22 protein-coding genes, 2 tRNA genes and 2 pseudogenes are annotated in these 21,490 nt (G+C 66.4%); 19 read left to right on the top strand and 7 right to left on the bottom strand.

Features of this window, described 5'->3' with window-relative positions; genetic code table 11:
* Positions 1–36: 36 nt before the first annotated feature.
* Entirely contained in the window at positions 37–672 is a 636-nt protein-coding gene (locus tag F1D05_RS07780; protein WP_185446651.1) for a maleylpyruvate isomerase family mycothiol-dependent enzyme, read from the top strand.
* A gap of 106 nt (positions 673–778) precedes the next feature.
* Here F1D05_RS07780 and F1D05_RS38690 read toward each other — a convergent pair whose 3' ends face one another.
* Both F1D05_RS38690 and F1D05_RS38685 read right to left on the bottom strand, forming a co-directional pair.
* On the bottom strand, positions 779–1,417 hold the full coding sequence (locus tag F1D05_RS38690) for a hypothetical protein (protein ID WP_206686112.1): 639 nt from the start codon (positions 1,415–1,417) through the stop codon (positions 779–781).
* Positions 1,372–2,334 (bottom strand): serine hydrolase domain-containing protein, encoded by a 963-nt coding sequence (locus F1D05_RS38685; protein ID WP_206686111.1) that lies wholly within the window; start codon positions 2,332–2,334, stop codon positions 1,372–1,374. Before F1D05_RS38685 ends, F1D05_RS38690 begins: the two co-directional genes overlap by 46 nt.
* A 107-nt stretch (positions 2,335–2,441) precedes the next feature.
* Between F1D05_RS38685 and F1D05_RS07770 the strand changes: the two genes are divergently transcribed.
* On the top strand, positions 2,442–2,990 hold the full coding sequence (locus tag F1D05_RS07770) for a helix-turn-helix domain-containing protein (RefSeq protein ID WP_185446650.1): 549 nt from the start codon (positions 2,442–2,444) through the stop codon (positions 2,988–2,990).
* 75 nt (positions 2,991–3,065) lie between these two features.
* Positions 3,066–3,899 carry a hypothetical protein gene (locus tag F1D05_RS07765; RefSeq protein ID WP_185446649.1) on the top strand — a complete coding sequence of 278 codons (834 nt, stop codon included), beginning with the start codon at positions 3,066–3,068 and terminating at the stop codon, positions 3,897–3,899.
* 228 nt (positions 3,900–4,127) lie between these two features.
* On the opposite strand, the gene F1D05_RS07760 is transcribed toward F1D05_RS07765, so the two are convergent.
* Positions 4,128–4,189, bottom strand: a tRNA-OTHER gene (locus tag F1D05_RS07760).
* 221 nt (positions 4,190–4,410) lie between these two features.
* On the opposite strand from F1D05_RS07760, the gene F1D05_RS07755 reads away from it, so the two are divergent.
* The 3 genes from F1D05_RS07755 to F1D05_RS07745 all read left to right on the top strand — a co-directional run bounded on the left by F1D05_RS07755 (position 4,411) and on the right by F1D05_RS07745 (position 6,860).
* A complete protein-coding gene (locus tag F1D05_RS07755; RefSeq protein WP_185446648.1) occupies positions 4,411–4,767 on the top strand; it encodes a DUF7668 domain-containing protein in 357 nt (118 codons plus the stop codon).
* 605 nt (positions 4,768–5,372) lie between these two features.
* Entirely contained in the window at positions 5,373–5,543 is a 171-nt protein-coding gene (locus F1D05_RS07750) for a hypothetical protein (protein WP_185446647.1), read from the top strand.
* Between the two features lie 651 nt (positions 5,544–6,194).
* Entirely contained in the window at positions 6,195–6,860 is a 666-nt protein-coding gene (locus F1D05_RS07745; protein ID WP_185446646.1) for a Pr6Pr family membrane protein, read from the top strand.
* A 46-nt stretch (positions 6,861–6,906) separates the two neighbouring features.
* On the opposite strand, the pseudogene F1D05_RS07740 reads toward F1D05_RS07745, so the two are convergent.
* From F1D05_RS07740 to F1D05_RS42875, 3 genes and pseudogenes are all read right to left on the bottom strand, one after another.
* Positions 6,907–7,619, bottom strand: a pseudogene (locus tag F1D05_RS07740) (IS701 family transposase); the annotation flags it as partial.
* Positions 7,620–7,844: 225 nt separating this feature from the next.
* Positions 7,845–8,585, bottom strand: coding sequence for a hypothetical protein (locus F1D05_RS07735; RefSeq protein ID WP_185446644.1), 741 nt, complete (start codon positions 8,583–8,585; stop codon positions 7,845–7,847).
* Positions 8,586–8,745: 160 nt separating this feature from the next.
* Positions 8,746–9,468 (bottom strand): DUF1932 domain-containing protein, encoded by a 723-nt coding sequence (locus F1D05_RS42875; protein ID WP_428995007.1) that lies wholly within the window; start codon positions 9,466–9,468, stop codon positions 8,746–8,748.
* 91 nt (positions 9,469–9,559) lie between these two features.
* Here F1D05_RS42875 and F1D05_RS38680 point away from each other — a divergent pair, with 91 nt between their 5' ends.
* Entirely contained in the window at positions 9,560–9,862 is a 303-nt protein-coding gene (locus F1D05_RS38680) for a hypothetical protein (RefSeq protein WP_206686110.1), read from the top strand.
* A gap of 112 nt (positions 9,863–9,974) precedes the next feature.
* Here the strand turns inward: F1D05_RS38680 and F1D05_RS07725 are convergent.
* Positions 9,975–10,046 (bottom strand) — tRNA-Arg (locus F1D05_RS07725).
* Positions 10,047–10,293: 247 nt separating this feature from the next.
* Between F1D05_RS07725 and F1D05_RS07720 the strand changes: the two genes are divergently transcribed.
* The 12 genes and pseudogenes from F1D05_RS07720 (at position 10,294) to rho (ending at position 21,362) form a co-directional block, all read left to right on the top strand.
* Entirely contained in the window at positions 10,294–10,479 is a 186-nt protein-coding gene (locus F1D05_RS07720; protein ID WP_185446643.1) for a PspC domain-containing protein, read from the top strand.
* A 50-nt stretch (positions 10,480–10,529) separates the two neighbouring features.
* On the top strand, positions 10,530–11,045 hold the full coding sequence (locus F1D05_RS07715) for a hypothetical protein (RefSeq protein WP_185446642.1): 516 nt from the start codon (positions 10,530–10,532) through the stop codon (positions 11,043–11,045).
* A gap of 180 nt (positions 11,046–11,225) precedes the next feature.
* Positions 11,226–11,645, top strand: a complete 420-nt coding sequence (locus F1D05_RS07710; RefSeq protein ID WP_185446641.1) for a hypothetical protein — start codon at positions 11,226–11,228, stop codon at positions 11,643–11,645.
* Positions 11,646–11,672: 27 nt separating this feature from the next.
* Positions 11,673–11,936: a FitA-like ribbon-helix-helix domain-containing protein gene (locus F1D05_RS42870; RefSeq protein ID WP_428995006.1), complete on the top strand. Its 264-nt coding sequence runs from the start codon at positions 11,673–11,675 to the stop codon at positions 11,934–11,936.
* Positions 11,933–12,349 (top strand): type II toxin-antitoxin system VapC family toxin, encoded by a 417-nt coding sequence (locus F1D05_RS07700; RefSeq protein WP_246486502.1) that lies wholly within the window; start codon positions 11,933–11,935, stop codon positions 12,347–12,349. Before F1D05_RS42870 ends, F1D05_RS07700 begins: the two co-directional genes overlap by 4 nt.
* A gap of 63 nt (positions 12,350–12,412) precedes the next feature.
* Positions 12,413–14,074: an arginine--tRNA ligase gene (gene argS, locus F1D05_RS07695; RefSeq protein ID WP_185446640.1), complete on the top strand. Its 1,662-nt coding sequence runs from the start codon at positions 12,413–12,415 to the stop codon at positions 14,072–14,074.
* On the top strand, positions 14,071–15,477 hold the full coding sequence (lysA, locus tag F1D05_RS07690; protein WP_185446639.1) for a diaminopimelate decarboxylase: 1,407 nt from the start codon (positions 14,071–14,073) through the stop codon (positions 15,475–15,477). The genes argS and lysA overlap by 4 nt, the downstream gene beginning before the upstream one ends.
* Positions 15,474–16,763 (top strand): homoserine dehydrogenase, encoded by a 1,290-nt coding sequence (locus tag F1D05_RS07685; RefSeq protein WP_185446638.1) that lies wholly within the window; start codon positions 15,474–15,476, stop codon positions 16,761–16,763. The genes lysA and F1D05_RS07685 overlap by 4 nt, the downstream gene beginning before the upstream one ends.
* A gap of 2 nt (positions 16,764–16,765) precedes the next feature.
* A complete protein-coding gene (gene thrC / locus F1D05_RS07680; RefSeq protein ID WP_185446637.1) occupies positions 16,766–17,848 on the top strand; it encodes a threonine synthase in 1,083 nt (360 codons plus the stop codon).
* A gap of 26 nt (positions 17,849–17,874) precedes the next feature.
* The gene (gene thrB / locus F1D05_RS07675) at positions 17,875–18,789 is read left to right on the top strand and encodes a homoserine kinase (RefSeq protein WP_246486501.1); all 915 of its coding nucleotides are present in this window, start codon (positions 17,875–17,877) and stop codon (positions 18,787–18,789) included.
* Positions 18,790–19,093: 304 nt separating this feature from the next.
* Positions 19,094–19,261: pseudogene (locus F1D05_RS42865) on the top strand (hypothetical protein); the annotation flags it as partial.
* 694 nt (positions 19,262–19,955) lie between these two features.
* A complete protein-coding gene (gene rho, locus F1D05_RS42860) occupies positions 19,956–21,362 on the top strand; it encodes a transcription termination factor Rho (RefSeq protein ID WP_428995005.1) in 1,407 nt (468 codons plus the stop codon).
* The last annotated feature ends 128 nt before the right edge of the window (positions 21,363–21,490 follow it).

Genomic DNA, 21,490 nt, shown 5'->3' with positions numbered 1-21,490 from the left:
GTGTCCGTCCGGGCGAAAGTCGTTCGTCGGTGGAGTATGACGGATATCAGAACTGCGGTGACGGGGGAGCGGGCCGACCTCGCCGTACTGCTGGACGAACTGCTCGCTGCGGACTGGGACGAGCCGACGCTGTGCGAAGGGTGGCGGGTACGGGAACTGGTGGCCCACATCGTGATGCCGTACCGGCTGTCGAGGGCGGGGTTCCTGCTCGGGATGGCGCGGGCCGGTGGCAGGTTCAACCGGTTCGCCGACAGGCATGCCCGGAGTGAGGCGGCCGCGCTGTCAGCGGCTGAGTTGACCGAGACGTTGCGGCAGAACGCCGACAATCCCTGGAAGCCGCCGGGTGGCGGCGACCAGGGCGCCCTGTCGCACGACGTGATCCATGGTCTCGACCTAACCGTTGCCCTGGGCCTCGACCGAAGGGTGCCGTTGGAGCGGCTGCGATTCATCCTCGACGACATGGACCCACGAGGGGTCAAATACTTCGGGGTCGACCTCACCGGCATCCAGCTTCGCGCCACCGACCTGGACTGGACCTACGGTGCCGGTGAACCACTCACCGGCACAGCTCAGGACCTGCTGCTCGTCATCAGCGGCCGTCGCCTGCCGGCCGGATACTTGACCGGTCGCGACGCCCCGCGTTTCACGGCCGGAGGTCGAGCGACCCGATGATGATCAGCCTCGGGGCCAAGCTGGTCAGTGCGCCGATCCGCAAACCGTGGGCCTACACCGCCACCTTCACTGACCCCGACGGCCACCTGTGGATGGTCGATACCGCTTAGAAGCCTCGGAGCAAGTGGCGGTTCGCGGGACGCAAGGTGGTCCTGCTCGCGCTGGCGCCGGTGGGCTGGTGGCGGAAGAGGCGGCCGCCGTACCGGAACCATTCGACCTGTCCGTCGGAGCCTCTGACGAAGTTCGCGCGGCTGCCGGTCGGCTGACCGGACGGGTCGTTGGCGAGGACGTAATCCTTGCGATAGAAGGGCAGCCGGAGCACGGTCTGGCCGTCGAGGCCGGCCACCAGTTCGCCGTCGCCGGCGGTCAGCTCGAGGCCGAACCCGCTCGATTTGCCGTCGATGCCGATCTGGTTGGCGACATACGTGCCCTCGTACGCGGCCAGCTTCTTCGGCGGCAGGTCACGCGGTACGGCGGAAAGGTTGCTGACACCGGCGAACTCGCGCAACGCCCAGTCGTCGCCGAACAACTCGGCCGTCAGGGACGGACCGCTCTCGGAGTTGGTGAGCAGGGTGATGGCGAAGTCGCGCTTCGGCACCATCAGGAAGCCCGAGTGCTGACCGGCCCAGTCGCCACCGTGCTGAACGACCGTCGGGCCTTCGGCGGTCGGGCGGAGCATCCAGGTGACCCCGACGCCGTTCACCTCGACGAACAAGGTGCCGCCCGGGCCGGGGCGCGACTGCATGGACCTTCGGGTGTGGTCGGTGAGCAGGTGCGGGAGGCCCCGGTGGCCCAGGTCGAAGGCGCGTACCGGAGCTGGTCGCGGGCGCTTGAGATCAGGCCGCCGATCGAGTGCAGGGCCCGCGGCATCGGGTAGAAGGACGGCTCGACGACTGCCTTGCCGTCCACCACGTTGTGCGAGGCGGCGACGCTGAATCCGCCGAGCTCGCTCGGGAAGTACCGGGTGTGCCGCAGGCCGAGCGGGTCGACGACGAGCTCGCGGGCGGCGGTCTCGTACGGCTTGCCGGTGACGACCTCGATGATCCGCGCGGCAACCCCGATCGCGGCGTTGTTGTACGCGAAGACCTTGCCCAATGGGGTGAGCTGCGGCAGCTTCTGGACGCCGGCGACGTACCGGGCCAGGGCGTCGTCGCCGTCGCCGAAGTCCTCGAAATAGTCGCCCTGCCAGCCGGCCGAGTGGTTCAGCAGTTGCCGGACGGTGATCCGGGCGGCTACGGATGGATCATTGGTCTGGAAGTCGGGCAGGTAGGCGCGGACCGGCCGGTCGAGGCTGATCCGGCCGCACTCGACCAGGTGCATGATCACGGTGCCGGTGAAGGTCTTGGTGGTCGAGCCGATCCGGAACACCGTGTCGGCGGTGACCGGCGTCGGCTGGTCGACGTTCGTGACGCCGAAGCCGCGGACGTACTCGCGGCCGCGATACCAGACGCCGAGACCGACGCCGGGGATCGCGTACTTCGCCATCCCGGCCTCGATCTTCTCGGCCAGCCGGCCGATCGACGCTGGTTCACGACCGGTGGTCTTGGCTGTTGGACGGGTGGTGGTGGGCTGAGCGGTTGCGGTCAGGGCGGTTGCGGGCAGGGCGGCGACCGGTACTGCGGCGGCCGCGGCGCGGAGCACGGTACGCCGAGTGAGCGACACAGCGACTTCTCCTCGGGGAGGGCGGGGGGAAATGCTTCCGTTCACGCTATTATTACCAAAATTGGGAACAATGAGGACCCTGGAAAGCCCCTGATGGAGCGTCCCTGATGACCGAATCGCCGCTCGAGGTCTCGGCCAGGCCGGTGTCGGATGTGCTGCTGCACCCGGTTCGCTGGCGGATCGCGCAGCGCGTGCTCGGCCGCGAATTGACCACGACCGAACTCAAGCGCGATCTTCCCGACGTACCGACCACCTCGCTCTACCGGCACGTCGCAGTACTGATCGACGCGGGCTATCTCATCGTCGTCCGCGAGCGCCGCGTCCGCGGTACGACGGAACGCACGTTGACGCTCGACCAGACCAAGACCGGCCGCATCGACGAAGCCGAGGCGCGCGCGATGACGCCCGCGCAGCATCGCCAGGGCTTCTTGCTGATGCTGACCCGCCTGGCCGCCGACTTCGACCGCCTCGTCGAACGCGGTGACCTCTACCCGCGGCTGACCCAACTCGGCTACAGCCAACTGGCCTTGTACGTCGACCCCGAGGAGATGGACTCCATCCGCGAAGGCATCAATGCCGTCATCGAGCCTTATCTCCAGGAGTCGGCACGCAAGGACAGAGTCGTCCTGTCCATGATCGCCGTGCCGGACGTCTGACAGTTCGCCGGATTAGCGAAAGAATTTCATCTCTCAGCCGGTGGCAGAGCGTCTCGAACCTGCTACAACCGGTGAATGCGCAAACTGGGGATCATCTTCGCGGCGGCTCTGACCGCCCTGCTCATTCCGCTTCAGGCCCAAGCTGTCACCGGCTGGCGGATCGTCGGCTCCGACAATGCCCGGCCGCTGGACGAGAGCCAAGGACTCGCGACCGTGACTCGCGGCGGCAGTACGTCGTACCGCTACACCGGGGTCGGGACGATTCCGTTCGATCTGTTGGCCCGCGGCTGGAACCACGTCGGCGATCCGGGCTCCGCAGGCGGTTGGTACGTGGAGCCGTATCAGCGTGACGACCGGGGTGCGAAGTTGTTCCGGACGCAGTCGCCGGACGGCAAATGGGCCAACTACACGCACGCGCTGGAGTCGTGGGAGGCCAACAACAACAGCTTCGCCGCGGTCTCGCCGGATCTGCGCTGGATGGTCAGCGGTGAGTGGGGCACGATGGACCGGCTGCTGGTGATGCCGATGCCCGGGGTCGGCGCGACCGATCCTTCCAAGAACCTGCCCTACGCCTCGGCGATCCGGCTGAACCACCAGGTCCGCGACATCCAGGGCTGCGACTTCGTCACCGCGACCCAGCTGCTCTGCGCCTCCGACGACCCGGCCGGCACCTTGTTCGGTACGACGAAGCCGCTGCTGCGGGTCGATCTGTCCGATCCGGTCGGAAGCGCCGATGTCACCGGCCGGGTCACGTCACTTGGTCAACTGCCCTTGCAGAGCGGCTGTTCCGGCAACTTCGAGGTCGAAGGCATCGACTACCACGAGCCCGACGGCACCCTCCGCGTCATCGTGATGTCACCAGGCGCCTGCATCGCCATCGACAGCAAGACCTACCGCTTCCAGCGCTGATCGCCTGACCGACGCCGGGCCTCTCGGCCTGCAGAGGATGCGCGCAGCTCAGGGTCGGCTGACGGGATTTTCGCCCGCTACCGCGAAAATAGCCCGCCAGTGAACGAACAGCCCGGCACCACACGAAGAGCTCGACACGGGCCGAGGCACAACCACTCGGCGGTCCCACAAAGACATCGGGCGATCCCTACTCGCTCTCCGCGAGTACAGACCGCCCGGATCATCTTGCGCCCCCGGCAGGATTCGAACCTGCGCACCCGCCTCCGGAGGGCGGGTGCCAGCACGGGGGCGATATGCCTCTGAACTGCGATAACGCCGGATGATGCCGGGATCGGGCGGCTACTTGGGCGCGCCCTGAGCGCGCTGCACCGTTCGGGTCAGAAATCAAGCCCGAATATGACCTCATTACTGGTCCCGAGCTGGAGCCGCCAGGGAGCGTTGGCAGGCCCTCATCTGCGGGCGGTCACCGTTGCGCCCGGGGGCAGTGTTCACTTGCGCCTATTCTGTTGTCGTGTCGCATCACTCTGTGCCGGTACCGGAGCGCTTCAGGCCGCTGCTGGCGCATGTGATCGACCTGGTGGCGGCGGGTGACCTCGATGGCCTCCGTCGTGATCCACGGATCGCCCTGTCTGATCCAGATGACCCGCTCTACTGGGTGCGCGAGTACCCCGGCACTGTGGTCAAGCTTCCCGAGGAAGCTTGGGAATTTGCCGAAGTCATCATTGCCAGAGACGACGGTGTGACTTGGTCTGTGGCGGTCGATCTCTGGACCGCAGAGGAGGGACGGAGCGATCTCATCTTGGAGGCGGAGGTGCGGCAACACCGTGACGGGCTGGTGATCGAGGTGGAGAACATTCACGTCTGGTAATGCCGCGCAACCTGAGAGCTGCGCTGTGGTCAGGGTCGCCCAGCTACATCCCTGCGCATAGCCGTGTTCACGGTGGCGCTGGTCAGTTGGGTCAGGAGCCGTTCGCCAGTTTCGATACAGCTGGTCGACTGGGTCTTCTCCGGGCCGGCAGGTCGGGGGTGGCCAAGATTTGAACCTGCGGCCTCGTCGTCCCGAACACTGTTAGGTGCCGGATGCCACCAGGGCAAACTATAAAGCCGCAGGTCAGCGCGTTGGTCCGCGTAGCTCGGCGACAGTGATTGTTGGCTCGTGAACCAAGATCATCTCCCGGGATTCTCCCAAGCCAGACTTAGGGATCGGTATGGCCTCACGCCGACCGGTCTCGCTCGGCAAGCAAGACCACCCTTCAAATGATCGAACACCTGTGCGGTCGTATCTGCATGGCTGGCGGTCAGAACCCTCCTCACATCCGGCCGACCATGGATGACAAGGCACCGCGAGGGCGAGCCCGCCTCGAACGTTCCGGGGCCTCGGAACAGGCTGCCGACGGTCGAGCGCGTGGGCCGATCCCGAGTCAAAGCCCGGAAGCCGCGTCCTCCGGAGCGGTGGGACGACACTGCTGGATCGTGGACGAGAAACGATGGCCCGGCGAATGGCCGGCCCTGGTGATCGAGTGGCGCCAGGACGACGCCGGAGCCTGGTGGGGACGTTGTCTGCTCGCCGGGGCCTACTACATCCACGGCCTCACCGTGACAGACACCTGGATCTCTGGCCAGCACCTCAGGCCGGGTCGATAGCCCAGCAGAATCGGCCACCGGCTGGGTGTCAGGCGGCCCGATCGCGCTGTCCAACTTGTTCCGTGTCAGGCACCTCAATACTCGATGTGAGGTGCCCGAAACGTTACAGAACACACCCGAATCGTCTGGCAAAGTTTCTGACGGTCCACGGCGGGTGAGCGCGGTTGTCACTCAGCCCGGATCCACCGATTGAATTCTGGTGATCCACTTTCTCTGATTTGTTGATCTTCGCTGGTGGTGATCGGTTGCTGGGCGTGGTTGGGCCGCCGGTCTGCCCGGCTTTTCCATGGTGCTGTCCTGCGGTCGTGCCTGGGGGCGGTGGATGGGGCGTCAGCGGGTTCGCGGTGGCCAGTGCTGCAGCCGTGGATCCTGTGGCACCGCAAGGCCGACCACGGCGGCGACACGGTAGCGGTCGAGGTCCAGAGCAAGAGAAGATGACATCAGGCACGGCTCCTGGGCGATGGTCAGGCGTCAACAACCCGACGATCACCACGAACCGTGCTCTTTCACCTCGTTCTCCACCCACAACACGCAGCAAAACCGGTCAAATTATGCCAGTCCGTCCCGCTCCTCGAGAACGCGCCGTCCCGCTCCTCGAGAACGCAGAGACCCCTGCTGCAGTCGGTCTGCTAGCGTCAGGGAATGCACCAAATGTGGGCTCGGCTGTGGTTCGCTGTGACGGCCGTGGCGATGGTCACTGGAGTTGTTATCACGCTGATCTTGGCCGCCCGTTCCGAGGGTTTTGGTGGCAGCCCGGCCAATCGGGCGCTGAACCAGTTCGCTTTTTTTACGATTCAGTCGAATCTGATTGTGGGTGCGACGAGTCTGCTGCTGGCTGTGAGACTGGACCGGCCTTCTGTGACGTTTTCTGTATTCCGGCTGACTGGCCTTGTCGGCATTACCGTGACGTTCATAATCTTCAACGCAATCCTGGGTCGGCACCTTCATTTGCATTCGTGGATATTCGTAGCGAATTTACTGCAGCACATCGTCGTGCCCATTATGTCCGTCGTGGGTTGGCTAGTCTTCGGCCCGCGAGGATTGACTTCGAGGCGGATCGCGATCTTGGCAGTCATTTTCCCGATCGCTTACATGACTTTCACCGTCATACGGGGTCCGCTGGCCTCAAACTGGTATCCGTATCCCTTCGCCGATGTCAGTTCCCTGGGCTACTTTCGTGTGGTGATCAACGGCCTCCTGATCGTGTCCATGTTCCTGGGATTTTCTGCTGCGGCGACCTGGCTAGACAAGCGGCTGCCCGGCGGCCGAACCGTGAACACACCCGCCCAGCCCGCCCGAACGCGGGAATCAGGGTGACCAGACTCCGGTGCGGGCCTAGTACGGCAGCCGTAGTTTGTGATGTTCATGCTGGCGGGGCTTGTCGGCGGTGGTAGTGGCTGGTTCGGGCGCGGTGTTGGTGTCGGCGTCTCCAGGTCGACCAGCGCAGCCGGTGTCGCAGGTCTTGTATCGGTTCGACGATGAGTGTGTTGAACAGGCGGTGGATCTCGTTGCAGGTCAACGCGATCAGGCCTGGTGGGTGGTGGTTTCGGCTCGTTCGGTCGCGGTGAGGATCGCGAGGAAGGCGTAGGCGAGCATCGCGAGGATGGTCCAGCGGTGCCAGCTGTCCCAGCGGCGGACCTGGTGCTGGTCGAGGCCGGTGAGGGTCTTGCTGGCCTGGAACGATTCCTCGACCGTCCAGCGGCGGCCGGCGACGTGGACCAGTTCGCGCAGCGGCACCGGTGCCGGTGACCAGCAGCGGTAGTAGGCCAGCTCGCCGGTGGCGTTGTTGCGGCGAACCAGCAGCCACCGCTGCCCTTGAGCCTCGCCGTGTCCGGGTTCGATGCTGATCCAGGCCCAGTCGTAGAACCGCAGCCCCTTCGAGCCGTTACCGGCCGACAGCCGCTGCCAGGCCTTGCGTGGCACGCTCACGGCGAGTTGATCGGTGCGGATCTTGCCGACGCCGGTGCGGACCTGGTGGCTGCAGGCGACCGCGAGCACATACCCGACGCCGCGATCTTCCAAGGCCTTACGCAGTTTGGGGTCGGCACCGTAGACCTCGTCGCCAGCGACCCAGCAAACCATCGAACTCCACCCGCCAAACGACCACGGTCTGTGCTTTGCCCCGCGGCCACCGCGAGATCCTCTTGAGTCCACACAACCCGAGATCATCGAACGGTGGCCGCCTCTCGTCCCGGACCGCCACACCGCCAGGTCACGAACTACGGCTGCCGTACTAGGTGTAGATCTTGTAATAAAAAGTGCGCGGGCATTGTCCGTCAAGGAGACTGCAGTACTCGTAAGTCATCCTATCTTCATTGCATTCGCTGTAAGTTTATAAGTGGCCACAGTTTCACCAAAAGACGCTACCTCTTGACGATCTAACATGCTCAGGGTCGACCAATTTTGACCATGCGCCATACCGCTACATATCTGCCAAGTTAGCTCAGTAAGCTGCGACCCTATCTGCGCATGCTTTCCTCCTTCACGTACTTGACGTGTGCGCGTGGAGACCCATTGCCTTAGTTCTGCCTCAGAGAGGTCTGCCGCCGCCGCCAAACCCTCGATCCGCCTCATTCTATTGCTCGACGCTTGATTGCTTGAGTGGAGTCGCGCCGTGGCTACGTTCTCAGCATTTCTTTCCTCCTTGGCGTCCCGGTATTGAAGGCCCAGTGATCGGCAGACTCGCTCTTTGCGCCGAGAAGGGGATAGTTGCCACAGCACAGTCGCCGAAGATTCGATCGCCGCCCGCAGCATTCCGAACGGGGCATACATATGCAACGATTTACCTTCGCTAATGACGGTCTTCAAGCAATGAAGGTTGTCGACAGAGATACTTAATAATCTTATAGCCAAATGTGATGACTGGTATGGATCGGTTCTGCGATCGTCACCAAATAGAGCCGATCTGGGAGGAGCTTGCGAGAGAGGGTTCGAGCGCCACGAATCGATCTTCGGAAATTGCAGTGGAAGCATCTCCAGACCCATTTTGAATTCAAGTTCTGTTTCAACCTTGTCCGACATTGATGCTCCCTTGATCGGCACCTCTTTTCCTGCGTATCCTTGCAATGATGCGCAAGAACACCGCTACCTATCCTGCCCATAAAATCCGACCGCGAAGATTTTGAGCACTACTGAAAGAAGTCATTTCCAGACAGTAGAGATTTGTTCTCAATTCTTGTCCTTCATCGGGAAGGCTTGTCGGTCAGCCCCTCCGGTCTTCGCTCCGTAGCGCCTCGATCGCTTCCTGAGGTGTGCCCCAGTTGTCGCGGCTGCCACTCCACATATCGAGCACTTCGCCTAGCCCTGCGATTGCCTGGCCCGGGAGACCAACGGAGTTCAGTTCATCGGCCGCCGCTGCGAGCTCGGGCGCCCACCGCCACCCAAGCGCTGCTGTCTCTGCCACATACTCCGGCTCGCTTAGGTAACTACCACTCCGCTGATCGGCCAACAACAGCAACTCGGCACCGACGCCGTGGTTGTCGGCAAGTGCCTGAGCGAGAGCAGCCAGTACGCGTGACCCTTTTTGGAAGGCCGAATAGGCCAGCTTCAGTGACGATGCCCGCCCAACCTCCGGACCCAGGTTTCGCACAAGAACGTCTGTTCCGGCGAAGAGAGCTTCGACCTGAGAGATTGCACCTCTTTCGCCCGCAACGTAGAGCGCAGGACGTTTACCTTCGCCAGGCACTGATCCGATGATGGACCCGTCGACCGTGGTTGCCCTCGCTAGGGACGTCACGATCCGCCCCAGTTGGGAGCTAGTCGTGGGGTCTGGGGGGTCTATGACCCTCGAATCAGCCGAGCTGTACGCAGGCAAGCAGTGGACCAACAGCGGGAGAACCGCGACAAGCGGCAACTCAAGCAGCGCCCGCGCGGTGAAACACGCATTGTGCCTGTCCCGCCGCCGTTGACGCGGGTCTATCACCATCACATCGACACCTTTGGTACCGGCCCCCGGAGGTCGGCTGTTCTATGACGAGCGGAACAAGAACGAACTTCCGAAGGGAACCATTCAGCGGGTGTGGACCTGGACGAGGGTCGCCGTCTTCAGCGGGGCGGTGGTGGCGTCGCCGTTGGCGGGCACACCGTACGACCTGCGGCACGCCGCAGTCTCGACCTGGCTCAACGGTGGGGTGCCGCCGACCCAGGTCGCCGAGTGGGCTGGTCACTCGGTCGAGGTGCTGCTCAAGATCTACGCCAAGTGCTTAGACGGGGGAGCAGTGGCGATGCGACGGCGGATGGAGGAGGCGCTGGGGATGCCGGCCGCCGGGACGGTGCCAAAACTTGAGCGCGCCCTGGGCGCGAACTTGAGCGCGCCCTGAGCGTGAAGGCTAGTAAACGGCTGGTGTTGGCCGGACACAGCCGGACTGACGCGATGAGCAGCTGACCGCGTTTTGGCTGGTCAGCGGCTCAATGATGCAGGTCAGTTAGGGGCGCCCCCGGCAGGATTCGAACCTGCGCACCCGCCTCCGGAGGGCGGTGCTCTATCCCCTGAGCTACGGGGGCTCAGGAACGAGCAGAACATTAGCAGGAATTCCGAGCCGTGCTGACCATCGGGGTCTGTGTCGGCGGCCCGGTCAGATCGAGGACGGCGATCGCGATCGTGCGCTCCTGGCGCAGAGGGAGTTCGGGGGCTGGGGCTCCTGCCGGGGAGACCCTGAACGGGCCCTGGCTCCTGCGCGCGTCGGGATCTGGCGGGTGAGGTTGGGCGTCATAGTGGTCGTAAACCCAACAGCCGAAAGGAAATCTCATCATGGCAAGCGCACTCGTTCGTCCGAAGAGCAACCGCTGGATCGGTGGTGTCTGCTCCGGCTTGGCGCGTCGCTTCGGCACGACGCCGAACACCATGCGGCTGATCTTCGTCGTCAGTTGCCTGTTGCCGGGCCCGCAGTTCCTGATCTACATCGGCCTCTGGGCCCTGATGCCGTCCGAGGACTGACCTGCACCCGGCTCGCCGGGGCCGGGAGCGGGCGTGAAAACCTGCTCCGCATGAGAGTCCGGGTGCTGGCGGTCGCCGCCGTACTGAGCCTGCTGCCCGTGGTTGGCGGCTGTCAGGTCGGTCCGGCGCCGCCCGGGCCCGCGGTGATCCGGTCCGGGCCGCCGCCATGGGATGCCCCTCGCGACGCTGTCTCCTATATCGACAAGGCCGGCTTCGAGCGGTTGCCGCTCGACTTCAGCGGCCCGGCGCCGTACACGTTCAAGCTCGCCGTCGACATCGCCGGTCAGCCGGTCCAGCTACCGCCGGACATCGGCGTCGACCGGCGCCGCGCCGAGCAGGCTGCCATCCACACGCACACGTCCGACGGGACCGTGTACGTCGAGGCGAAAACCACCGCCGAGCGGCCGACCCTGAAGCAGTTCTTCGAGCTCTGGGGAGTCCGGTACGACGGTAAGTGCGTCGGCGACGCGTGCGGGGGAGTCATGGTCCTCGTGAACACCCAACCAGCCGCCTGGGACACCCCGTTGCAGCGCGACAGCAAGATCCAGGTGACGGCGAAGCGCTGACAGCAACAGGGCAAGCCCGCTGAAACAGCGGGGCGGTTGCGCTAGGTAGATGGGCTTGGGGCGGTCACACTTCATCCGGAGTACGGGGCTGGGGTGGGACAAGCAGGGCGGGCCGCGGTAGTGCGGTGCTGCGCACATTTGGGGTTGGGGAGAGCAATGGGAAAGCACGTAGGTCGGCGCATGATTCGCACGGGCGCGGCCGTCGCTGTAGTCGGCACTCTGATGGCCGGGTGTTCCGGTAAGGATGGCAACGACACAGCGCCACCGGTCAAGGCGCCGACTGTCGCCAGCAAGACCCCCGCACCGCCTGCGCACAAGGCCGCCGACGGGAACAACCTGAAGGCCTGCGCGGACGGGACTTGCGAGGTGTACGTGAAGACCGGCACCCGGATCCCCGTCAAGGCCAGCGTCTTCGGCTCCTCCACCCTGATCGTCAGCAAGGTGAGCGCCGCCGGCGTCGACTACGGCGGCAAGAGCGCCTGCTGCAGCGTCAGCGCCACCCAGCAACAAGCCGGCAAAACCGTCCGCCTCAACAAACTCACCATCACCACCGTCACCATCACCGCCCCCACCGCCATCCTCCGCCTCCACCCCGCCTGATATCACCGCTGGCAGTGCTAGCATTGCATGCAGGAGGTGGTCGCGATGGCCGCAATTACTGTACGTAACTTGGATGATCACGTAAAGCAGCGACTACGAGTCCGGGCTGCACGCCATGGTCGATCGATGGAAGCGGAGGCGCGGGCGATCCTTGTCGAGGCCGTCGGCGCCGAGGATGAGCCCAAGAACATCCTGACGAGATTGCATGAGGCCTTCGCCGACCTCGGGGGCGTCGATCTGGACATTCCGCCGCGGACCGGCCAGCACCGGGTGGTGGAGTTCGACGAATGATCGTCGTGTTCGACACCAATGTCGCTTCTGAACTGATGAAGGCGAAGCCGGATGAAACCGTCCGGCGCTGGTACGCCGGGCGGCGCCCGGACGGTTTGTACACAACGGCTATCACCGTGGCCGAGATCCGGCGTGGCATCGGACGGCTGCCGGCCGGACGGCGCCAGGAGCGGATGTCCGAAGCGGTCGTTGAGATCTTCACGGAATGCGTCGACGCGATCCTGCCGTTCGACGCCTACGCCGCGGCGATGTACGCGGAGATTGTTGTTGGGCGTGAGCGCGCAGGCCGGCCGATCGGGCCCGCCGACGCGATGATTGCGGCGATCTGCCGGCTGGTGGACGCCACTCTCGCGACCCGCGACACCAAGGACTTTGCCGAGACTGGTGTCGAGTTGGTGAATCCCTGGGAGTGAGGGCCGTACCGGGCTGTGGATGGTGGGGCAAGGGTTTGGGGCGGGGGCCATTAGGCTGAGGCGGTGACTCCGGAACAGCTCGCTGAGAAGATCCTGCAGGCCCTGACCGCGCTCGTCGACGACGGCACCATCACCGTTGACGGCGGACTGCCGGGTGAGCTGAAGGTGGAGCGGCCCAAGAACCCCGAGCATGGGGACTACGCCACGAACGTCGCCATGCAGCTCGGGAAGCGCTCGAGCCTGGGCAATCCGCGCAAGCTCGCGGAGCTGCTGGCCGCCAAGTTGCAGGACGACGAGGCGATCACCGCCGTCGAGATCGCCGGACCGGGATTCATCAACATCCGGGTCGCGGCCGATGCCCAGGGCAAGATCGCGGCCCAGATCCTCGAGGCGGGCCCGGCGTACGGCGGGAGCGACTCGCTCAAGGGTCAGCCGATCAACCTGGAGTTCATCTCCGCCAACCCGACCGGCCCGCTGCATCTGGGCCACACCCGCTGGGCCGCCGTCGGTGACGCGCTGGCCCGGGTGCTGATCGCGGCCGGCGCGAAGGTGACCCGGGAGTTCTACGTGAACGACCGCGGCGCCCAGATGGACAAGTTCGGCCTCTCGCTGAAGGCGTCCGCCCACGGTCTGCCGGTCCCGGAGGACGGCTACCACGGCGAGTACATCAACGACCTCGCGAAGCAGATCGTCGAAGAGATCCCGTCGATCATGATGCTGCCGGACGACGAGCAGAGCGTCGCCTTCCGCGAAGCCGGCTACGAGCGGCAGCTCAAGGAACAGCAGAGTCAGCTCGAGCACTTCCGGACCAAGTTCGACGTGTGGATGTCCGAGCGCAGCCTGCACGAGCAGGACGGCGTCGGCCACGCGGTCGAGAAGCTCCGTGAGCAAGGTCACCTGTACGAGGCGGCCGGCGCGCTCTGGATGCGGACGACCGACTTCACCGACGACAAGGACCGGGTGCTGATCCGGACCACCGGCGAGCCGACGTACTTCGCCTCCGACGCGGCGTACTACGTGAACAAGCGTGAGCGTGGCTTCGAGGTCTGTATCTACCTGCTCGGCGCCGACCACCACGGCTACGTGAATCGCCTCAAGGCGATCGCGGCCTGCGCGGGCGACGACCCCGAGCACAACATCGAGATCCTGATCGGCCAGCTGGTGAAGATCCTCAAGAACGGTGAGGAGATGAAGCTGTCCAAGCGGGCCGGCACCATCGTCACGCTCGCCGAGCTGGTTGAGGAAGGCGGTGTCGACCCGCTGCGGTACACGCTGTGCCGCTACCCGGTCGACTCCCCGCTGACGCTGGACATCGAGGAGATGACCCGGCAGGTCAGCGAGAACCCGGTGTACTACGTGCAGTACGCGCACGCCCGGCTCGCCTCGATCCTGCGCAACGCGGGCGACCTGGGTATCAAGCTGGACGAGTTCGAGCCCGGCCTGCTCAGCCACGACCGCGAGGGCGACCTGCTCCGCGCGCTGGCCGAGTTCCCCCGCGTGGTCGCGACCGCCGCCGAGTTGCGCGAGCCGCACCGGATCGCGCGGTACCTCGAAGACACCGCGTCGGCGTTCCACAAGTTCTACGACAGTTGCCGGGTGCTCCCGCGCGGCGACGAGGAGGTCGAGCCGGTGCACAAGGCCCGGCTGACCCTGGTCAGTGCCACCAAGACCGTGCTCGCCAATGGGCTCGACCTGCTCGGCGTCTCCGCCCCGGAGCGGATGTGAGGGCGCACGAGGCGGGCACCCTGCACGCCGACATCGGGCACCGGGCGCCGCCGTGGCTGCGGGCGCCGGGCAACGCGAACGACCTGGTCACCCAGCTCTGGTCGACGAACTCGAAGAAGAACGCCGAGGGCGCGCTCGAGGTCGGTGGCGTCGACGTCCGCGACCTGCTCGCGGAGCACGGCAGCCCGGCGTACGTGCTGGACGAGGCCGACTTCCGCGCCCGGGCCCGGGCGTTCAAGGAAGGCTTCAAGGACTTCGACGTCTACTACGCGGGCAAGGCGTTCCTCTGTACTACGGTCGTCCGCTGGGTGATGGAGGAAGGGCTCAACCTCGACATCTGCTCGGGCGGTGAGCTCGCCGTCGCCCTGCGCGCCGGTGCGGATCCGGCCCGGCTCGGGTTCCACGGCAACAACAAGTCCGTCTCCGAGCTCACCCGGGCTCTCGAAGCCGGCGTCGGCCGGATCATCGTCGACTCCCACGACGAGATCTCCCGGCTGATCGAGCTGGCCGCGGAGCGCGACCTGGTCGCCCCGGTGATGGTCCGGGTCACCGCCGGCGTCGAGGCGCACACGCACGAGTACATCGCGACCGCGCACGAGGACCAGAAGTTCGGCTTCTCGATCACCTCGGGGGCGGCGTACGAAGCCGTTGCCCGGGTCAACGAATCGCCGGAGCTGCGGCTGCTCGGGCTGCACTCGCACATCGGTTCGCAGATCTTCGACTCATCCGGGTTCGAGGTCGCCGCCAGGCGCGTGATCGCCTTGCACGCAAGGGTTTCCGAGGAGCTCGGTGTGGACATGCCGGAGCTCGACCTCGGTGGCGGCTTCGGGATCGCCTACACCACCCAGGACGATCCGGCCGACCCCGCGCAGCTCGCGACCGAGATGGGCAAGATCGTCGAGCACGAGTGCCGCGCGTTCGGTGTCGACGTGCCGAAGGTGTCGATCGAGCCGGGCCGCGCGATCGTCGGGCCGGCCATGTGCACGGTCTACTCGGTCGGCACGGTGAAGGACGTCGCACTCGACGCGGGCGCCTCCCGGACGTACGTCTCCGTCGACGGCGGGATGAGCGACAACATCCGGACCGCCCTGTACGACGCGGACTACTCCTGCACGCTCGCCAATCGGCACTCCGACGCGGAGCCCACGCTGGCCAGGGTGGTCGGCAAGCACTGCGAGTCCGGAGACATCGTGGTGAAGGACGAGTTCCTGCCGTCGGACGTGAAGCCCGGCGACCTGGTCGCAGTACCGGGCACGGGTGCGTACTGCCGCTCGATGGCGAGCAACTACAACCACGTACCGCGGCCGCCCGTGATCGCGGTCAAGGACGGTCAGACCCGGGTGGTCATCCGCCGGGAGACCGAGGACGACATGCTGATTCTCGACATGGGAGCCGCCCAGTGAGCAAGCCTTTGAAGGTCGCGCTGCTGGGCTGCGGCGTCGTCGGCACCGAAGTGGTCCGGATACTTACCGAGCGGGCCGACGACCTGGCCGCGCGGGTCGGTGCGCCGCTGGAGATCGCCGGCATCGCCGTCCGCCGGGCCGGTCGCGAGCGGGACATCGCGGTCGACCCTGCCCTCGTCACGACCGACGCCCAGGCGCTGGTCTCCCGTGGTGACATCGACCTGGTGATCGAGGTGATCGGCGGGCTCGAACCGGCCCGCGGCCTCATCCTCACCGCGCTCGAGAACGGCGCCTCGGTCATCACCGCGAACAAGGCGCTGCTCGCCGAGGACGGCCCGACCCTGTTCGCCGCCGCCGAGAAGTACGAGCGGGACCTGTACTTCGAGGCGGCCGTCGCCGGGGCGATCCCGATCCTGCGCCCGCTGCGCGAGTCGCTGGCCGGTGACGACGTGACCCGGGTGATGGGGATCGTCAACGGCACCACGAACTACATCCTCGACAAGATGGACTCCACCGGCGCCGGCTTCGACGAGGCACTCGAGGAGGCGCAGGCACTCGGGTACGCCGAGGCCGATCCGACCGCCGACATCGAGGGCTTCGACGCGGCCGCGAAGGCTGCCCTGCTGGCGAGTCTGGCCTTCCACACCAGGGTTTCCATCGCCGACGTGCACCGCGAGGGCATCACCGAGGTGTCCGCGACCGACATCGCGTCGGCTCGCGAGATGGGCTGCGTGGTGAAGTCGCTGGCGATCTGCGAGCTGGACGAGGCGACCGATTCGGTCAGCGCCCGGGTGTATCCGGCGATGATCCCGCTGAGCCATCCGCTGGCCTCGGTCCGGGACGCCTACAACGCCGTTTTCGTGGAATCCAAAGCGGCCGGCGAGCTGATGTTCTATGGTCGTGGTGCCGGCGGCGCCCCGACGGCCAGTGCTGTCCTCGGGGATCTGGTGTCCGCCGCGCGCAACCGGCTCAAGGGTGTGCCGGGGGTCGGCGAGTCGTCGTACACCCAGCGGGCCGTCCGGCCGGTGGGGGATGCGCTGACTCGCTATCACGTGTCGCTGGACGTGGCCGACAAGGCCGGCGTCCTGGCGGCGGTGGCGACCGCGTTCTCCGACCACGGCGTGTCCATCCAGACCGTCCGGCAGGAGGGCCGGGGTGGCGAGGCGCAGCTTGTCGTGGTCACCCACACCGCCACCGATGCCGCCCTCTCCGCGACCGTGGAGGCCCTGCGCGAGATGGACATCGTGCGAGAAGTCAGCAGTGTGATGCGGGTCGAAGGGGACTAGAGATGAGTCAGCACCAGCAGCGCCCCCACCAATGGCGGGGCGTGATCGAGGAATACCGCGACCGGCTACCGGTTTCGGCGGACACTCCGGTGGTCACGCTCGGCGAAGGCGGAACGCCGCTGGTGGCCGCGCAGTGGCTCAGCGAGCAGACGAATTGCGAGGTGTGGCTCAAGGTCGAGGGCAGCAACCCGACCGGTTCGTTCAAGGACCGCGGCATGACGGTCGCGATCTCGCTGGCCGCACAGGCGGGGGACAAGGCCGTGGTCTGCGCCTCGACCGGCAACACGTCCGCCTCGGCCGCCGCGTACGCCGTACGGGCCGGGCTGTTGCCGCTCGTGCTGATCCCGGCCGGGCGGATCGCGAAGGGCAAGCTCGCGCAGGCGATCGTGCACGGCGCGCAACTGGTGACGGTCGACGGCAGCTTCGACGACTGCCTGCGGATCGTCCGTGAGCTCGGCAAGCACTACCCGGTCGCGCTGGTGAACTCGGTGAACCCGGTCCGGCTCGAAGGCCAGAAGACGGCTGCCTTCGAGGTCTGTGACGCGCTCGGCGACGCGCCGGATCTGCATGTCCTACCGGTCGGCAACGCGGGCAACATCGCGGCCTACTGGAAGGGCTACCTGGAGTACGAGAAGGACAAGATCTCCTCGAAAGCCCCGCAGATGTGGGGTTTCCAGGCCGAAGGTGCCGCGCCGATCGTGCGTGGCGCGATCGTCGAGAAGCCGGACACCGCGGCGACCGCGATCCGGGTCGGCAACCCGGCGTCCTGGATCCTGGCCGAGAACGCCCGGGACGAATCGGGCGGCCGGATCGAGGCCGTCAGCGACGAGCAGATCCTCACCGCACAGCGTGACCTGGCTGCTCGTGAAGGCGTTTTCGTCGAGCCTGCGTCCGCCGCCGGTGTCGCCGGTCTGCTTGCGACGAAGGCGGCCGGCCGGTTGGACGGTGGCCAGACCGTCGTGATCACCGTCACCGGGCACGGCCTGAAGGACATCGACACCGCCCTCGCCCACGCCCTCCCGCACGAGACTCCGGTAACGCCGGCCGACACCGACGCGGTCGCCCGCGTTGCCGGGTTGGTGTGAATTTGAACCCGGTTGTTCGGGTTCGGGTGCCGGCTACGAGTGCGAATCTGGGGCCTGGGTTCGACGCCTTCGGGCTCGCGCTGAGCTTGTACGACGAGTTGACGGTGACGCCGGGGGGTTCCGGCGTGACCGTCGAGGTGGTCGGATCGGGCGCGGGCGAGGTGGCGCTGGACGAGTCGCATCTGGTGGTCCGGGCGATCCGGGCCGGGCTGGAGTCGCTCGGCGCCGTCGTACCGGGGTTCAGGCTGCGTTGTGAGAACCGGATCCCGCACGGCCGCGGTCTGGGGTCGTCGTCCGCAGCGATCGTGGGCGGCATCGCAGCGGCGTACGGACTGACCGGTACGCCGCTCGACCGCGACCGGGTCGTCGAACTGGCGAACGAGATCGAGGGGCATCCCGACAACGTCGCGGCCGCTGCGCTCGGAGGATTCACGATCGCGTGGACCGATGGCGAGACAGGCCGCGCGATCCGGCTCGAACCGGAAGCCGGGTTGGCCGCGATCGCGTACGTGCCGGGGACGCGGGTGCTGACGAGAGAGGCACGCGGGTTGCTGCCGGCCGCGGTACCGCATGGTGATGCTGCCGCGAATGCGGGTCGCGCGGCGTTGCTCGTCGCCGCTTTGACCTCGCGGCCGGAGTTGCTGATGACGGCGACCGAGGATCGGCTGCATCAGGCCTACCGCGAGCCGGCGATGCCGGAGAGCCTTGCCCTCGTGCACAAGCTCCGGGGCAGTGGCCTGCCCGCGGTCGTGAGTGGTGCCGGTCCGACCGTGCTGGTGCTAACCGTTGCGTCCGAAGAAGTGAGGGTCCTGCCCCTCGGTTCTTCGGACGTTAGCGGGGGATTGGCGGCGGCGCCGGATGGGTGGGAGCGGTACGAGTTGGGGATAGAGCCACTGGGTGTACAGGTCTGGTCGGGGAGTCAACCGGTCGAGCGGGAATGAACAGACGCGGACACGCGTTGCACCTACCGAGTCCCCAGCTGGCCCCTCAGTGGTGCTAGTCTCGACTCACCCGATCCCCTCCAGGTGATCGGCGAACTCTCGTCGCTTCCGGGCTTAGCTCCCGACATCCTGATGTATGTGGCGACCTCCCTGTGAAGGACTTGCGCCGCCTGCGTCGGATAACTCCGGGGGGAACCGGATTCAGCGAGAGCCTCTTATACCCACGTCGCCTGCTCGTTCGATCGAGACAGCGTCCGTCGTGGGTGATGATTCCGGGCGATGAACCTGAGGACATCGTCCATCCGTGTGGGAAGGACCTCACGTGACAGAAATTGTTGAAGCCTCCAGCGCAGCCGGCACCTCGTCGGCCGACGCGGGCGCTACCACGCGCCGCCGCAAGGCCGGAGGCGGCCTCGAAGGCTTGCTGCTCCCCGAGCTCAAGCAGCTCGCCGGGACGCTCGGCATCAAGGGCACCGGCGCGCTGCGCAAGGGCCAGCTGATCGAGGCGATCAAGGCTGCCCAGTCGGGTGGCGGTTCGGCGGGCGCTTCGCGTTCCCGTGCGAGCCAGCCGACCCTGGACGAGGCAGCCGCGGAGCCGACGGCCGTCAAGGTCGAAGCTCCGGCTCGGGCCGGCACCCGCCGGGCCCGTGCTGCCGCCGCCGACACCGGCGCGGCCGAGAAGACTCCCGCCGCCGAGGCGCCGGTTGCGAAGACCGCCGCCCAGAACGGGGCCGCGAAGACCGGCGCTGCTCCGGTCGAGGCAGTCGCCGCACCGGTCGTCGAGAAGCAGGCGGAGCCGAGCACCGACGCCGAGAGCCGCGACGATCGCTCCGGTAGCCGCGAGGGTGGCCGGGACCGCAGCCGCGGTCGCGACAACCAGCGCACCGACCGCGAAGGCGCCCTGACCCGGGACAGCCAGAGCCGGGAAAGCCAGAGCCGGGAAAGCCAGAACCGGGAAAGCCAGAACCGCGAGAGCCGGGACGGCCAGAACCGCGACGCTCAGAATCGCGAAGGCCAGACCCGCGACCGGAACGAGAACCGTGGCGAGAACCGCGACGGCGCTCAGAACCGCGACGCTCAGCGCAACGAGGGTCAGCGCAACGAGGGTCAGCGCAACGAGAGCCTGCGCAGCGACGGCCGGGGCGAGCAGAACCGCGACAGCCGCGGTGACCAGCGCGCCGCCGACGCCGGCCCGCAACGACCAGCGCAACCAGACCGACCAGCGCAACCAGACCGACCGGGGTCAGAGCGACCGGGGCGAGGACGGCGACGGACGTCGTCGCCGCCGTCGTGGTCGCGACCGCGAGCGCGGTCCGGCCACCACCGGCCGGGACATCACCGGGCGCGACAACAGCCGCAACAACCGCGGCCGTGGCGAGCGGTTCGACCCGGAGCCGACCATCAACGAGGACGACGTCCTGGTGCCGGCCGCCGGCATCCTCGACGTGCTCGACAACTACGCCTTCGTCCGGACCAGCGGCTACCTGCCCGGCCCGAACGACGTGTACGTCGCGCTGTCGATGGTCAAGCGCTACGGCCTGCGCAAGGGTGACGCGATCACCGGTGCGGTGAAGCAGCCGTCGGACGGTGAGCGCAAGGAGAAGTTCAACCCGCTGGTCCGGATCGACACCGTCAACGGGTCGGACCCCGAGGTCGCCAAGCAGCGTCAGGACTTCAACAAGCTGACCCCGCTGTACGCGACCGAGCGGCTTCGCCTCGAGACCGAGCAGAACATCCTCACCACCCGGATCGTCGACATCGTCAGCCCGATCGGCAAGGGCCAGCGTGGCCTGATCGTGTCGCCGCCGAAGGCCGGTAAGACGATGGTGCTGCAGGCGCTCGCGAACGCGATCACCACGAACAACCCCGAAGTACACCTGATGGTCGTGCTGGTGGACGAGCGGCCTGAAGAGGTCACCGACATGCAGCGCACGGTCAAGGGTGAGGTCATCGCCTCGACCTTCGACCGCCCGGCCGACGACCACACCACGGTCGCGGAACTGGCGATCGAGCGGGCCAAGCGGCTGGTCGAGCTCGGCCACGACGTGGTCGTCCTGCTCGACTCGATCACCCGGCTGGGTCGTGCCTACAACATCGCGGCGCCCGCCAGCGGCCGGATCCTGTCCGGTGGTGTCGACTCGTCGGCGCTGTACCCGCCGAAGCGGTTCTTCGGCGCGGCCCGCAACATTGAGGACGGTGGCTCGCTGACCATCCTCGCGACGGCGCTGATCGAGACCGGCTCCAAGATGGACGAGGTCATCTTCGAGGAGTTCAAGGGCACCGGAAACATGGAGCTCCGGCTCCGCCGCGAGTTCGCCGATCGCCGGATCTTCCCGGCCATCGACGTGGTCGCCTCCGGTACCCGCCGCGAGGAACTGCTGATGAGCAAGGACGAGACCCAGGTCGTCTGGAAGCTCCGCCGGGTGCTGTCCGCACTCGACGGCCAGGCCGCCCTGGAGCTCCTGATCGGCAAGCTCAAGGAGAGCAAGTCGAACATCGAGTTCCTGCTCCAGGTCAACAAGACCACCCCGTCCACCGGCAACGGCGGACGCAGTACCGACGACGGCAACTGAGTCCGGTACCACCCGCAAGCTGACCGGATCGCCCCGGAATACCGGGGCGATTCGTCAGGTTGAGCCCTCAGATGGCAGAATTGCTCGTTGGTTCCGGTTCACGTTCGCACCAAGTGGACGACCCGGGC

Source organism: Kribbella qitaiheensis, assembly GCF_014217565.1.
Classification (GTDB): Bacteria; Actinomycetota; Actinomycetes; order Propionibacteriales; family Kribbellaceae; genus Kribbella; species Kribbella qitaiheensis_A.
This window is presented reverse-complemented; position numbering and strand designations above follow the sequence as displayed.